We start from the raw sequence: 13,360 nt of genomic DNA, 5'->3' as shown, positions 1-13,360 counted from the left end.
ACCCGAGGCAGAATGGTATGTTGCGCGCTTCTTGTGAGATGAGCAGATGGAGAGAAAACGTACAGAGGAGCCGCTGAAGAGAAGTGAAGAAGAAGCCCGGCGGTTAGCCCAGGAAGCGAGCGTTATTGCCGAGATCGGGCGCATCATCAGTTCAAGTTTCGATATTGAAGAAGTCTATGAGCGCTTTGCCGAAGAGGTGCATAAACTCATTCCCTTTGACCGTGTTCTGGTCAACCTTGTGGATCATCAGGGGGGCACCATCACCACTGCGTATACAGCAGGGATGGAGGTCCCAGGCAGAGCGAAGAGAGTCGTCTTTCCAATCAAGGGGACTGTCACCGAAGAAATGATACGTTCCTATGCCCCCGTTCTTTTTAATCCAGAGTCTGTCGAGGAGGTACAAGAGCGCTTTCCCGGGTTGCTGTTCGCTTACAAAGCCGGTCTGCGTTCCAGACTTTCCGTGCTCCTGATCGCCAGGGGGACAGTGATCGGAAGCCTTACGCTCTGGTCAAAGCAGACGAAGGCGTACGGTGAGCGTGACATTACGCTGGCGCAGAGTGTTGCCAGCCAGATCGCCGGTGCTATTGCCAATGCCCAGCTTTTCCAGGAGTGCAACCGTGCAGCCGAGGCCCTGAAAGAGAGCGAGGAGAGATATCGGGGCATCTTCGACAATGCCCTGGAAGGCATTTTTCAGAGCACTCCAGAAGGACGGTTTGTGAGTGTCAACCCCGCCCTTGCGAGGATCTACGGCTGGGAATCCTCTCAGGAAATGATACGGGAAGTCCCCAGTGTCTGGAGCTTATATACTGACCATGCAGTCTGTTTGCACCATAGGAAGCTTCTCGACGATAAGGGAGTCGCACGAGGCCTCGAAGCGGAACATTGGCGAAAAGATAGAAGCAAATTTCTCGTTTCTCTTGAGATCAGGGAAGTGAGGGACTCTAGCGGGATAAAGGTATACTACGAAGGGTTAGTGCAGGACAGCTCGGAGAAGAGGGAACTTGAAGACCAGCTTCGCCAGGCTCACAAAATGGAGGCCATCGGCACCCTTGCAGGCGGCATTGCCCATGACTTCAATAACATACTTGCGGCGATGATGGGATTTTCGGAGCTTGCTCGTGACCGCATCCCCTCTGATTCCGATGCGCAGCATTACCTTAAAAGGGTGTTGGATGCGGGTCTCAGGGGGAGAGAGCTCGTCAGGCAGATTCTTGCTTTCAGTCGCAAAGCCGAAGGCGAACGAAGTGATGTCAGGCTCACGTCGGTCGTAAAAGAAACGTACGAGTTATTAAGGTCCTCTCTGCCGAGCACGATTCGTATGCCGCTTGCCATTACGACGAACGAGGATCACGTGATTGCCGATCCGACGCAGCTGCAGCAGGTGATAATCAACCTTGCCACTAATGCGGCGTATGCCATGCGGGATTCGGGGGGAGAACTCGCAATCAGTGTCTCTTCTGTCACCTTTCCTCCGGACAGTTCCTTTGTAAATCCCGATCTCAAGCCGGGGACCTACGTGAAACTGACCGTACAGGACACCGGAGGCGGAATTCCCGAAGAAGTACGAGGGAGGATATTCGAACCGTTCTTTACCACCAAGGGCAAGGGTCAGGGCACGGGCATGGGTCTGGCGGTAGTACATGGCGTGGTGAAGGGACACGGGGGCGCGATCGCTGTGCAAAGCGAGGTCGGGAGAGGATCAAGGTTTGATGTTTTCTTGCCGTCTGCGCAGATTAGGACAACCAGTGAAGAGAATTCAAGAATATCTACACCCACAGGAACTGAGCAGATACTCTTTGTGGATGACGAAGAGATGCTCCTCGAAATGGGTAAGGCTATGCTGGAGGGACTCGGGTACCAGGTAACTCTTGCTCAACATGCTTCGGAAGCCTGGAGGCTCTTCAGCGATCAGCCCGGGCGGTTCGATCTCGTAATCGTGGATCAGACTATGCCTGACATGACGGGGATGGAACTGGCGAAAAAGATGCTCAAGGTACACCCGAAGGTGCCTATCATCCTCTGCACCGGATACAGCGACCTGGTATCGGCTGAAAAAGCAAAGGAAGCCGGTATCCGCGAGTTCTCGATGAAACCGCTGGCCAAGAAGGAACTGGCAGAGGTTGTGCGCAGAGTGCTCGATCAGACAAAGGATTCATCGGCCGGGAAGGTATCTACGCACAAAGCTCGTTAGCCCGGGTTCATACACGGGCAGAGACTGATGAAAACCCCCGTTATGAGATCCTGATGTGAGGAGCAATTCCTTGGGAGAGGGAGCAGCTTCGTAGAGCTCCTCCGCATGGTGAAGGGCAATCATTTCGTCGTCGCGGCTGTGTATGATGAGCACAGGACACCTTGCGGACCTGATATACTCTACTGTGTTGTAGGCATTGCCAAGGATAAGCCCCGCCGGAGCCCATGGGACGAGCTCATGGCCGACAGTTGCGATGCGGGTAAAGGAAGAATCGACGACGAGCACAGCCGGCGTTCTGTCCCGGGCAAGGTGTGCGGCAACTGACCCGCCGAGTGATTTTCCATATATGATAATGCAGCGGGGGTCTACTCCCCGTTCCCGCACAAGATAGCGCCACGCGGCCTCGGCATCCAGGTAGGTGCCCTTTTCTGTGGGAGAGCCTGCACTCATGCCGTACCCGCGATAATCAACGGAAAGAGTGCTGAGCCCCATCCTGTGCCAGACGAGCACCGGTTCAAGATAGTGCGAGATATTACCACCGTTGCCGTGAAAAAAGAGAATCACGCCGATCTGCTCTTGTGCGGGTATCCACCAGGCCGAAAGCCTGACGCTGTCTTCCGTTTCAAATGAGACACTCTCGTAGGTGAGGTTCTCGTCTTCAGGAGTAGCCCTGATCACCTTATCGGGACGATACATGAACTGAGCCCCGCAACCGGGAAAAACAAAGAGCATGAGTAGAACGATCGCGGGGAAAAGCGGGAGTTTACGGCGGGGGTCAAAATTCTTTTTTAATTCAGAAGTAAACATTGATGCCGCACTTCAGCTCCGTCTGATAGAAAGAGTAACTTCTGCTTCGTGTGAGACCGAGAGAGATGGTTGAATTAGTGCTGAGGATAACGCTCTGCATGAGTCCGGCTTCAAAGAAGTTGTACTCGCTTCCCAATCCATAGTAGATGTTTTTTGCGTAGAGGTGCACCCTCCAGGAGTCGTTGATCTTCCTCAGGAGTCCCGCTGAAGCGCCCGCTCCGATTGCGTAGTTGTCCGGGATAGCGCCCCCGGCGGTGAAACTCGACTGCACCATAAAATAATAGAGCCCAAGAATGTCGTTCTTCCAGGAAAATCCGCCGGCGGGAGTGAGATGGGCGATCATGTGATCCTTACCGTCGTTCATGATCCTCTGTGTCAAGCCGGTATCCACCATCCAGGAAATCGGCTGGAACAGCATATCCCTGGGCGCCAGAGAAACGATATTAATGACGTCCAGGCCCTCCAGCTTAAACTTGTTCTCCTGGGAATAGTACCTGACGCTGGTTTCTCCAAAGATGATCTGCGCTCCCTCACGGTACCCCTTCCCATCATCGAGAAGGCTGTGATAGACAGGCCTGTAACTGAGCTCCTGGAAGGGACTGCCTCCCTTTGAGCCTGCTGCGAACCCTATCCGGCTCGGGTCGTGCCCCTGGTCCGGTCTCGGCGGAACAGGCACCCGGTATTGTTGGCTATCCTGCGCCCCGAGGTTGCTCCTTGTCTGCAGGATTTTAAGGAACCTTTCAATGTACGTCTCCGTGGGTATCTCTTTTCGTGTGCGCAGGTATTGAAGGTAATCAATTGAAAGGTCGTATGTCAGTATCTTTTTTTCCGGCTGCGGGACGTCCTGCTTCAGTCCCTCATCGGGCGGAAGCTGCCCTCTGGCCATACGGATTGCAGTCATTTTTTCATCTCTCGTCATCAGGGACCCGAGGTACTCTATCTTCGTTGTTTGCGAGGGTCTGAACTCAGCCCCGAGAACTATGCCTTTCTTTTGCGCGTCCTTAATCGTATCGAGGGGAATGACCCAGAACCTCTGTTGATCCGTCAGATGCAGGGAGGGTCGGGCAGCCTCAAGGAGAAAGAGCAGGTCGTAGGAACAGTTTTCATCAAAGAAATAGTAGTACGCATAAATGTTGTCCAGCTCGTAGAGATGCATGAGAAGCTGTTTCGTTTCGTCCCGGGTCAGGTTGAGAGGGTATTCCCAGATGTCCCTCCTGTCGATATCGCCGTATTCCTGCAGTTTGCCGTAATAAGGTAGCATGGAGAAATAGCCTTTGTAGAAACCAAAGAGACCCTTAACCGCGTAAAGAGGACCGAACGTCTCCTGGGTGAACGCGGCGTAATTGACTGCATACGCGAGGAGCTTACTTTTTGACTCGGTCTCTATGACCAGCAACGTGTGGCCGAACATTGACGCAGGACTATTGATGTGCGCGTCCGGAAAAACGAGCGTGACCGATTCTGGTTTCATCTCGTCCAGCAGGCTGTCGAAAGACTTGATCGGTTCATTGTAATTACTGCATTCCGGAGCAGGGATACGCGACTCGTCCAGACGAAGCTTCTCTTTTATCCATGCATATCGCGCCACAAACTTGCAGGCCACAGGCTTTCCGTCTCTGACCTCGTTAGTGAAAATACCTCTGATAGTTGCCTCAAGTTCTGACGCCGCATTGTACTTGCCGTCTTTCGCGAGGAAGAATTTCGGATCGTCGATCAGGCTTCGCGTGCCGAAAAAGCCTTTGTTGTAGTGAAGGAGGATCTGCCAGTACCGATCTTGATACAGGGCTTTATCGCGGGCCTCTGTCAGTGCGGAATCGAGATAAGAACTATCTTCAGCGCAGAGCCTTGCAGCAAAGCCGGCGCTGTATAAAATCAGGAGGCATGAAAGAAAGATGGAGATGCGCGCCTTTTTTAGGCGCAGCATCTCCTGGGATTGTCTAATCGTAAACTGATTACGTGGAAGAGATAACAGCCTCTATATTCCTTACCACGTCTTGAGCGCTGACCGATTCAGATGTATAGATACGGGCAAAGTTCTTCTGAAGCTTTGCATTAAAGGCTGTTCTGTCCTTCTGGGGTACGTTCATGAGCGAGGCCAGTGTATCGAGGTGCTCGCCGTTACCTTTGGCGATATCTTTTGCCAGGCTGTCCATATTGTCTGCCACGAAAACATTCACTTTCTGATTTGAGGTCCATTCCGAGTACTGTGTGCAGTTGGATGTACCTGACGTGATACCAAAAGTCTGGTTACCGGAAGAGCCGTTCGTGGTCGCTGCCGATATTTGGGAAATAAGGCCGTCATTTCCTTCCCAGGCCATCGAGCCGAGACCACAGCCGTAATTCTTCTGGTCGGCAAGCAGAGTCGTGCTGAAACCAATCACCATGAAACCCACGAACAACAGGACAAGCGTTTTTTTCATTGACCTACCTCCTCTGATATTTTATAAGGGATGTTAGTACAGCCGGCACGATAAGTCAAGTCAATTAACGGTGAATCTATGTTAAATATCGGTTAAGTAATCGCGTGACTTTCCGCGCGAAAATAGTAGACTACTCCTGAGGTCGAGAACAAAGAGATGAATTGCGGAGACGAGAATGGGCGCAAGCCAGATAGCCTGAAGCAGGGCGATACTGAAAAAGAGAAAGGAAAGCTGGCCACCGTTGCGAAGGCATTTCGAGCTGTCAATGCCATCGTGGTGTTCGGCATTCCATTGCTTGCAGGTACTGCCGCGTTACTGGGCTATGGCGTGCACAAAGCATACAAGCGAATGACCCGCAGGTGATTATGACCGCGGGAACACTCAGGTGCGGGGAATTGCTCCGGTTGGAGTCCTCCGGCGCGATTACCCGAAGCGGCCCGTGATGTACTGTTCTGTCCGCTCGTCTTTGGGTGATGTGAAGATCTGGTCTGTTTTGCCAAACTCAACAAGTTCACCGAGCAGCATGAAGCCTGCATAATCGGAGACTCGCGCAGCCTGCTGCATGTTATGCGTGACGATGAGGATGGTGTAATCCTTTTTTAACTCTGCCATCAGCTCTTCTATTCTGAGCGTTGCTATGGGGTCAAGCGCCGAGCATGGTTCGTCGAGGAGAATTATTTCAGGCTCGATGGTCAATACGCGGGCAACACAGAGTCTCTGCTTCATCTCGTCCGAGAGAGTAAGAGCCGGCTGCTTGAACCTATCCTTGATGTCATCCCAGAGGCCGACTGCCCTCAGGCATCTCTCGACTGTTTCATGGTGCTTCTGCCTTTTCACGCCATGGACCTTGAGACCGTACACCAAGTTCTCGTAGACGCTGAACGGGAAGGGGTTGGGCCGCTGAAAAACCATGCCTACTCTTCTCCGCAAATCTATCACGTCGATTTCATCCATAGGGGTCTCATTGATGTACAGTTCACCCTCGATTCTGACCTCGGGAATCAGTTCATTCATCCGGTTAAAACAACGGAGCAGCGTTGACTTGCCACACCCCGAGGGACCGATCAGTGACGTTATGGAATTCTTAATTACCTTGAAGTCCACATTGATGAGAGCGTGAAACCCTCCGTAGTACAGGTTGAGCGACTCTGTCGCTAAGGCAAAGCCCTGCATGTCCGTATCTGTGGCCATTAGCCGAATTTCCCCTGGATATAATCTTCCGTCATCTTGGCGGTAGGCGTTGTGAAGACTTTATCTGTGGGGCCGAACTCGATCAGTTCGCCCAGGTAAAAGAAGGCCACGAAATCGGTGGCGCGCGCTATCTGCTTGGTGTTGTTTGAAACCAGGATAATGGTGTGCTGGTACTTCAATTCGGCGAGCGCCTCCTCGATCTTTGCGGTTGATATAGGATCGAGTCCGGAGCACGGCTCGTCAAGAAGAATAATCTCCGGTTTCAGGGAGAGCGTCCTTGCGAGGCAGAGCCGCTGCTGCTGGCCGCCGGAAAGCTTCGTTGCCGATTCCTGCAGCCGGTCCTTGACTTCATCCCAGAGAAAGGCCTTCCGCAGGCTTTCTTCTACCAGCGCGTGGAGCTCGACTCGGGAATAGTTCTTGTTGAGCTTCGGGCCGAATGCGACATTCTCGAAGATTGAACGGGGAAGGGGAATAGGGGTCGCGAACACTGTTCCTATTCTCTTTCTGAGGTGTACCTCGTCGATGCGGCCGTTAATGATTTCCTGGCCGTCGAGCAGCACGCTTCCGCTTATGGCAACGCCATCCTCGAAGCTGACCATCTTGTTGAGCACTGAGATGAGGGTCGACTTCCCGCTTGCCGCCGGTCCCATCAATCCGTAAATCCTGTTCGCATAGATGTCGAGGTCGATCCCCTTTAACACCTCTTTAGTGCCGAAGCTCAGCTTCAGCTGTCGTATCGTCACCTTGGTATTCATGGGTTAGCTGTACCTGGCTATCATTTTATTCATGGTGTAATAAGCGGCCACGTTGATCAGGAGAATGCTGACAACGAGCACCAGTGCGGTCGCATACGCCTTCTCGAGGGATATGCCTTCCCGTGCCAGAATGTAAAAGTGCACGGCCATGGTTCTTCCTGAATCGAGCAGGCTTGTGGGTAGTCGCAGAGAGCTTCCCATGGTGAAGATCACTGCAGCGGTCTCGGAAACAGCCCTCCCGACGCTGAGCATGATGCCCGTGAGAATCCCCGGTGCAGCTGAAGGAAGAACGACCTTTGTGACCGTTTCCCATTTTGTCGCGCCCAGCGAGAAACTGACCATGCGCAAATTTCGCGGCACTGCTTTGATCGCCTCTTCTGCGGTGCGTATGATCGTGGGCAGGACCATGATCATAATCGTCAGCGTTCCGGACAGCAGCGACCATCCGAGCTTAAGCTTTATGACAAAAAAAATGAACCCGAAAAGTCCGTAAATGATCGATGGAATGCCGGCAAGGGATTCCACACCGAAACGGATCACACGGGTGAGTGTGGACTCCTTGGTGTACTCGGTTAGATAGATGGCGGTGCCCACGCCAAGGGGCGTGGCAAGGACAATAGAAAGGACGGCAAGAAAAATTGTCCCAAGAATGGCCGGGAATATGCCGCCGTGACGCCCCATGTCCTCCGGGTAAGAAAAGATAAATTCAGGCGTTATGTTGGCGGCTCCCTTGATAAAGACGATAAAGACGATGAAGACAAGGATGCTGACCGTGAAGAGCGCCTGGAGCAGCAGGGCAGTGCGTATGAACTTGTCTGCGAACCTCGGATTGAGTCTCACCCGGCAACCTTCCGTTTTACCCAGAAATTGGCAATGAAGTTGAGTATCATGATGATGGTCAGTAGCACCACTCCCGTGGAGAAGAGGGCGCTTCGGTGATCCCCGGAGGCGTATGCAAGCTCCAGGGCGATGTTGCTGGTCAGGGTTCTCAAGGGATCGAGCAGGCTCATGGGTATGCGCAGCGCATTTCCGGCGACCATGATGACGGCCATGGTTTCGCCTACGGCCCTTCCCATGCCCAGGATGAAACTCGCCAGGATGCCCGACCTGGCGGCCGGAATAACCACATTGTAGATGGTCTGCCACTTGGTCGCGCCCATGGCCACTGACGCCTCCCTGTAGGTAGGTGGAACGCTCATCAGAGAATCGAAAGAGATGCTGATGATTGTGGGCAGAATCATAATGCCGAGCACGATGGAGGTGGCAAGGATGGAGAAGCCTGGACCGCCGAAGTGCTCCCTGATCAGTGGGACGATGTAAACGACGCCTAGAAAGCCATACACTACCGACGGAATACCCGCGAGGAGCTCAAGTGCAGGTTTGAGGAAGAGCTTCATTCTTCGTGACGCGTATTCGGAAAGGTAGGTGGCGCAGCCAAGGGCGAGGGGAGCACCGAAGACGAGGGCTCCGAGCGTTACCATGTACGACGAGACGATCATAGGGAAAATCCCGAAGAACCCCTTGGTCGGTGCCCAGGTGAAGCCAAAAATGATGTTGACCGTTCCTACTTTGTAAAAGAGGGGTAGCCCTTCTCCCAGAATGAACGCAAAGATAATGAAAAGAAAGAGAAGCGAAGACAAAGCAGAGATCACGAGCAGGTATTTGATCAAGCGTTCCCGACTGAGAAGTTGACTAGCCATTGACCGGTACGAGTCCCTCTTTGCGCAATATGGTTTGTCCCTCCCGTGAGAGTACGAAGTCCACGAACACTTTCACCGCTCCGGAAGGCTCGGCTGACAGCAGATAGAGAAAAGGCCTCACCATGCCGTATTTGTGCTGGGTTATGTTTTTGACGGTGGGAGCTATGCCGGCGATCGTGAGGGCTTTTACCTTCTGGTCGACGATGCCGAGCGAGATGTAGCCAATTGCATAGGGGTCTGTGGCTACGACCTCCTTCACTGAACCATTCGAATCCTGAACCATGATACCGTCATCGATGAAGACTTTTCCCATCACAAGCTCTTCAAACGCCCCCCTTGTGCCCGAACCCTCTTCTCTGCTTACGGCATCAATGTTCCTGTCTACCCAGCCAAGCTCTTTCCAGTTCATGATCTTTCCGCTGTAAATCTTCCGTATCTGGTCCAGACTGATATCCTGAAGGGGATTACTGGGGTGGACGATGATGGAAATGCCATCGTAGCAGATGGTTATTAGTTTATGAACTTTTTCATCGCTCTTCAGTTTTCTCGATGACATGCCGATGTCGACCGTTCCGTTCATGGCTGCTTGTATTCCGGCCGAAGAGCCACCACCCTGGACCTCTATCGAGAATCTGGGGTGTCCGACCATAAAATATTCAGCAAGTTTTTCGGAGAAAGGCATGACGGACGTCGAGCCCGCAAGGGTAACCGTATCCTTCCGGCTCGCACCGGACTTGCGTATGTCGAACGTACCCCAGCAGATCAGGGCTATGAATAGAAGCAGCGCTATCGGCGTTGCCAGGTTTTTTCTCATTATTATGGATCAGGATCAGCCTTCAGATGCCGGATGATCTTCCCCTGCACGAGAAATATCACGAGTTCGGCGATGTTGACAGCGTGGTCTGCCAATCTCTCCAAATATTTGGAGATGAAAAGCAGTCGCGTCGCCCTGGATATTGTTCTCAGGTCTTCAGACATATACGTCAGCAACTCGCGGAAAATCTGTTCGTTCAGGTGATCGACGTCCTCGTCTTCCTTGGTGACCTTCCAGGCGAGCTGCGGATCCTCTTTTACGAAAGCGTCAAGGCTTTCTTTAACCATCTGCTGGGCAATCTCCGCCATTTGAGGCAAATCGATGTAAGGTTTGAGCTGCGGCTCCTGATTGAGCTCCAATACCCGTTCGCAGATGTTAACCGCCATGTCACCCATACGTTCCAGATCGTAATTGATCTTTATGGCAGTGGCTATGAACCGCAAGTCCTTCGCAGCAGGCTGTCGCAAGGCAAGCAGTTTGAGACAGAATTCATCGATCTCCACCTCTTTGGTGTTGATGACATCATCATCCTGTATGACTTTGCGCGCGAGATCGGAATCCCTCGTCTGCAGGGCGGTCACTGCGTTCTTCACCGCCTTCTGAACCAGTTCCCCTTCGAACAGCATCGATTCTTTCAGCTCTCTCAATTCTTCGTCGAATATGCGGCTGATGTGGCCTTCCATGGGTCCCCTTTCTCCCTGGCGGATATGGCTACAGTATAGGCAGATTAGACTGTTGATTACAACACAGTATTAGCGGAATTTGCAGTACTCTGCTGCCGCGAAACACGACCTCTTTTCTTCACTTGAAACGCGGTCGTCAGCGGATGATGGGCTGTTCTTTATGCCACTCCGGCAGGGAGCGTCACTGTAATTGTTGTGCCGACATTCGGGCTGCTCCGGACTTGAATGGTGCCGTTGTGGAGCATCACGATATGCTTTACGATAGAAAGGCCGAGACCTGTGCCGCCGAACTTTCTCGAGCGGGATTTGTCCACCACATAGAAACGTTCGAATATGCGAGGGAGGTCCTGTCTTGGGATGCCTATGCCTGTGTCGCTGATCCGGACTGAAACCTTGTCGTTGTTCGACTCCAGGGAGAGGGATATGGAGCCTTTTTCCGTGTATTTGACGGCGTTATCCATGAGGTTTACAAACATCTGCTCCAATCGGAAAGGGTCCCCTTTCATCATAAGTGGACCTTCCGCAGCCTCGAGTGAAAAGGTCAGTCCTTTCTCGCTCAGACGATGGTCAAAGAGCCGCATGATATTTTGAACCAGGGCCTTTAGATCGACCTTCTCGATCTGGAGTTCCTGTTTTTCCTCCAACTCAGAGAGAAGAAGCAGATCGCTGACTATATTGATCAGCCTTTCCGTGTTCTTTTGAATGATGTCGAGGTAATTCCGCCCCTGTTGAGTGACCTCATCTTCGAGTGTTTCGAGAAAACCCTTGATTGCAGTAAGGGGGGTTCTTAATTCATGTGAAACGTTGATAACGAAATCCTTCTTGACGCGTTCCAGCTTTTTAATTTCAGTAATGTCATGGAAAATAGAAACTGTCTTCTCTTCATCGCCCAGGAAAGTGATACTGCACGCGTAAACAGTATCCCCGACTTCTACCGCACCGGACTGTCCGGTTTTCTGACTGCGAGTCGAATCGAGGAGCTGTATGAAATCCGGGTTCCTGAAAACTTCCCAGAAAAGCTGGCCCTGTGCTACGTCTGTGGCGGCTATGGCTTTAAAGCTCTCATTGTAATGGAGAATTGCTCCCCTTTTGTCCAGCACCACGAGCCCTTCTTTGAGCGAAGAAACAATGGCGTTCAGTTCGGTTTTTTCGCGGGACAGTTCCGAGAAGGAATCACTGAGCTGTTCCGCCATAGCATTGAATGTATCCGCAAGGCTTCCGATCTCGTCCTTCTTTTTCAGAAAAACTCTTGCGCCCAGGTTCCCCGAACCGACCCTGCGGGTTACAGCCATGAGCTCCTTTATGGGCTTGGTGAGACTCCTCGAAAAAAGCAGAGCGCCTATGAGTGAGAGGATCGTGATGATGAGGGCGACACTGAGAATGTCTCCTTTGATGCTTGCGAGCAAAGTCTCTATCTGCGTGGTGAACATGCTTGTCCGGACCACGCCGACAATCTTGCCGTCCCTCTCCAAAGGGATGGCGGCGTAGAGCATCTCCTGATTCCGGGTGCTGCTGAAGCGGAGGGCGCTGCCCACTTTTCCTGAAAGAGCCTCCACTATTTCGGGACGACCGGCGTGGTTTTCCATCTTTGTCGGATCTTCCTGGGAATCGGCAAGCACGACACCCCGGGAATCGATAACGGTGATTCGGGTACTTGTTTCCTGCCCCACGCTCCGCACAAGGTCGTTCAGAGCCCTGGTATGCTCCCTGTTAAGCAGGGGCACCACAGAGGGCCTGAGAGCAGACCCTATGTACTGGAGCCTGTCAGTTAGAGATCCTATATAATGTTGCCGTATGGTGCTGAAAGAGAAAACGATGATGAATGTAGAAAGAAGGATGATTACGAAAAGATACCCTCCGAACAATTTGGTGAAGATGGTCTGTTTCATGTTTCCAGCTTGTAGCCCACGCCTCTGATGTTCTTGATTAGCTTGGCCGCCGGTCCCAATTTCTCGCGTACGTGTTTTATATGGACATCCACCGTTCTGTCTACGACCGTCTTTTCATTGCCCCAGAGATGGTCGAGGATCTGGTCTCTGGAAAAAACTCTCCCTTTCTTTGAGGCGAGTAAATGCAGAATACGGAATTCAGTAGACGTGAGGTCGACCTTACTGCCTCTTACCGTGACTTCATGTTTCTGTGGATCGAGCGAGAGGATGTCTTCTACGTCTATTCTCTCAATCTCTTCCCGCGGCGGTTCCCTTCTCCTCAGCACTGCCTTTACCCTGGCGACCAACTCGCGAGGAGAAAAGGGCTTTGTCACGTAATCATCTGCTCCCAGTTCCAGACCCAGGATCTTGTCGGTCTCTGCGACCCTCGCGGTGAGCATGATGATGGGGACAGCGCCAAGCTTTTCTGAGGTACGAAGGTGCTTGCAGACTTCGAAACCGTCAGCGTCAGGGAGCATCAGGTCGAGAATAATAAGATCCGGGACTTCAGAGTGAAGAAAGGAATAGAGAGCTTCTGCATCGGAAAAGCCGCGCACCCTGAACCGGTTCTTCTTGAGGTGCACTGAAACGAGTTCGAGGATATCGGGCTCATCATCGATGACTGCAATCAGCTCATTCATCAAACAGGCTCAGGGATGGGGAGAACTTTGTTCCCATCGGCATACGTAAGTTCATTGTACATCGACATATTCTACTTTACAACATATGGTGAAGGATATGGGGCGCCTGTTAAGACAGTTTATATTTTCTGTTAATTTTCCGTTAATTGCACGTGTTACCCCCGATTCGGCGGCGGAAAAATGGGTAAGTACAGGAGAGTTTGGTTCGGATATTGCATGATGTGCTGCCA

13 protein-coding genes are annotated in these 13,360 nt (G+C 52.2%); 2 read left to right on the top strand and 11 right to left on the bottom strand.

The window, feature by feature from the left end; genetic code table 11:
- Positions 1-46 precede the first annotated feature (46 nt).
- Positions 47-2,191, top strand: a complete 2,145-nt coding sequence (locus VMT71_15110; protein HVN25301.1) for an ATP-binding protein — start codon at positions 47-49, stop codon at positions 2,189-2,191.
- Here VMT71_15110 and VMT71_15105 read toward each other — a convergent pair.
- From VMT71_15105 to VMT71_15095, 3 genes are read right to left on the bottom strand one after another with little or no spacing between them, the layout of a single operon-like run.
- Entirely contained in the window at positions 2,153-2,998 is an 846-nt protein-coding gene (locus VMT71_15105; GenBank protein ID HVN25300.1) for an alpha/beta hydrolase, read from the bottom strand. The genes VMT71_15110 and VMT71_15105 overlap by 39 nt on opposite strands.
- Positions 2,985-4,922 carry a DUF4105 domain-containing protein gene (locus tag VMT71_15100; GenBank protein HVN25299.1) on the bottom strand — a complete coding sequence of 646 codons (1,938 nt, stop codon included), beginning with the start codon at positions 4,920-4,922 and terminating at the stop codon, positions 2,985-2,987. Before VMT71_15100 ends, VMT71_15105 begins: the two co-directional genes overlap by 14 nt.
- Positions 4,923-4,950: 28 nt before the next feature.
- On the bottom strand, positions 4,951-5,418 hold the full coding sequence (locus tag VMT71_15095) for a DUF3015 domain-containing protein (GenBank protein HVN25298.1): 468 nt from the start codon (positions 5,416-5,418) through the stop codon (positions 4,951-4,953).
- A gap of 156 nt (positions 5,419-5,574) precedes the next feature.
- On the opposite strand from VMT71_15095, the gene VMT71_15090 reads away from it, so the two are divergent.
- On the top strand, positions 5,575-5,781 hold the full coding sequence (locus tag VMT71_15090; protein HVN25297.1) for a hypothetical protein: 207 nt from the start codon (positions 5,575-5,577) through the stop codon (positions 5,779-5,781).
- 60 nt (positions 5,782-5,841) lie between these two features.
- Here VMT71_15090 and pstB read toward each other — a convergent pair whose 3' ends face one another.
- The 8 genes from pstB to VMT71_15050 form a co-directional block, all read right to left on the bottom strand.
- Complete coding sequence (pstB, locus tag VMT71_15085; GenBank protein ID HVN25296.1) at positions 5,842-6,609, bottom strand: phosphate ABC transporter ATP-binding protein PstB; 768 nt, start codon at positions 6,607-6,609, stop codon at positions 5,842-5,844.
- The gene (locus VMT71_15080) at positions 6,609-7,364 is read right to left on the bottom strand and encodes a phosphate ABC transporter ATP-binding protein (GenBank protein HVN25295.1); all 756 of its coding nucleotides are present in this window, start codon (positions 7,362-7,364) and stop codon (positions 6,609-6,611) included. The genes pstB and VMT71_15080 overlap by 1 nt, the downstream gene beginning before the upstream one ends.
- 3 nt (positions 7,365-7,367) lie before the next feature.
- Positions 7,368-8,204 carry a phosphate ABC transporter permease PstA gene (gene pstA, locus VMT71_15075; protein ID HVN25294.1) on the bottom strand — a complete coding sequence of 279 codons (837 nt, stop codon included), beginning with the start codon at positions 8,202-8,204 and terminating at the stop codon, positions 7,368-7,370.
- On the bottom strand, positions 8,201-9,064 hold the full coding sequence (pstC, locus tag VMT71_15070) for a phosphate ABC transporter permease subunit PstC (GenBank protein ID HVN25293.1): 864 nt from the start codon (positions 9,062-9,064) through the stop codon (positions 8,201-8,203). Before pstC ends, pstA begins: the two co-directional genes overlap by 4 nt.
- A complete protein-coding gene (locus VMT71_15065) occupies positions 9,057-9,878 on the bottom strand; it encodes a phosphate ABC transporter substrate-binding protein (protein HVN25292.1) in 822 nt (273 codons plus the stop codon). Before VMT71_15065 ends, pstC begins: the two co-directional genes overlap by 8 nt.
- 2 nt (positions 9,879-9,880) lie before the next feature.
- A complete protein-coding gene (gene phoU, locus VMT71_15060) occupies positions 9,881-10,561 on the bottom strand; it encodes a phosphate signaling complex protein PhoU (GenBank protein ID HVN25291.1) in 681 nt (226 codons plus the stop codon).
- Between the two features lie 158 nt (positions 10,562-10,719).
- On the bottom strand, positions 10,720-12,450 hold the full coding sequence (locus VMT71_15055; GenBank protein ID HVN25290.1) for an ATP-binding protein: 1,731 nt from the start codon (positions 12,448-12,450) through the stop codon (positions 10,720-10,722).
- Positions 12,447-13,130 carry a response regulator gene (locus VMT71_15050; GenBank protein HVN25289.1) on the bottom strand — a complete coding sequence of 228 codons (684 nt, stop codon included), beginning with the start codon at positions 13,128-13,130 and terminating at the stop codon, positions 12,447-12,449. The genes VMT71_15055 and VMT71_15050 overlap by 4 nt, the downstream gene beginning before the upstream one ends.
- Positions 13,131-13,360 lie beyond the last annotated feature (230 nt).

The organism is Syntrophorhabdales bacterium, from assembly GCA_035541455.1.
Lineage (GTDB): Bacteria > Desulfobacterota > Syntrophorhabdia > Syntrophorhabdales > WCHB1-27 > JADGQN01.
The sequence above is the reverse complement of the archived record's forward strand: the minus strand, read 5'-3'. Positions and strand labels throughout refer to the sequence as shown.

Excerpts from the sequence above, each read along its gene's own strand:
- VMT71_15050 (HVN25289.1), bottom strand. The coding sequence starts at position 13,130 with ATGAATGAGCTGATTGCAGTCATCGATGATGAGCCCGATATCCTCGAA.
- VMT71_15055 (HVN25290.1), bottom strand. The coding sequence starts at position 12,450 with ATGAAACAGACCATCTTCACCAAATTGTTCGGAGGGTATCTTTTCGTA.
- pstB (HVN25296.1), bottom strand. The coding sequence starts at position 6,609 with ATGGCCACAGATACGGACATGCAGGGCTTTGCCTTAGCGACAGAGTCG.
- VMT71_15065 (HVN25292.1), bottom strand. The coding sequence starts at position 9,878 with ATGAGAAAAAACCTGGCAACGCCGATAGCGCTGCTTCTATTCATAGCC.
- pstC (HVN25293.1), bottom strand. The coding sequence starts at position 9,064 with ATGGCTAGTCAACTTCTCAGTCGGGAACGCTTGATCAAATACCTGCTC.
- VMT71_15080 (HVN25295.1), bottom strand. The coding sequence starts at position 7,364 with ATGAATACCAAGGTGACGATACGACAGCTGAAGCTGAGCTTCGGCACT.
- VMT71_15110 (HVN25301.1), top strand. The coding sequence starts at position 47 with ATGGAGAGAAAACGTACAGAGGAGCCGCTGAAGAGAAGTGAAGAAGAA.
- VMT71_15100 (HVN25299.1), bottom strand. The coding sequence starts at position 4,922 with ATGCTGCGCCTAAAAAAGGCGCGCATCTCCATCTTTCTTTCATGCCTC.
- VMT71_15105 (HVN25300.1), bottom strand. The coding sequence starts at position 2,998 with ATGTTTACTTCTGAATTAAAAAAGAATTTTGACCCCCGCCGTAAACTC.
- VMT71_15095 (HVN25298.1), bottom strand. The coding sequence starts at position 5,418 with ATGAAAAAAACGCTTGTCCTGTTGTTCGTGGGTTTCATGGTGATTGGT.
- VMT71_15090 (HVN25297.1), top strand. The coding sequence starts at position 5,575 with ATGAATTGCGGAGACGAGAATGGGCGCAAGCCAGATAGCCTGAAGCAG.
- phoU (HVN25291.1), bottom strand. The coding sequence starts at position 10,561 with ATGGAAGGCCACATCAGCCGCATATTCGACGAAGAATTGAGAGAGCTG.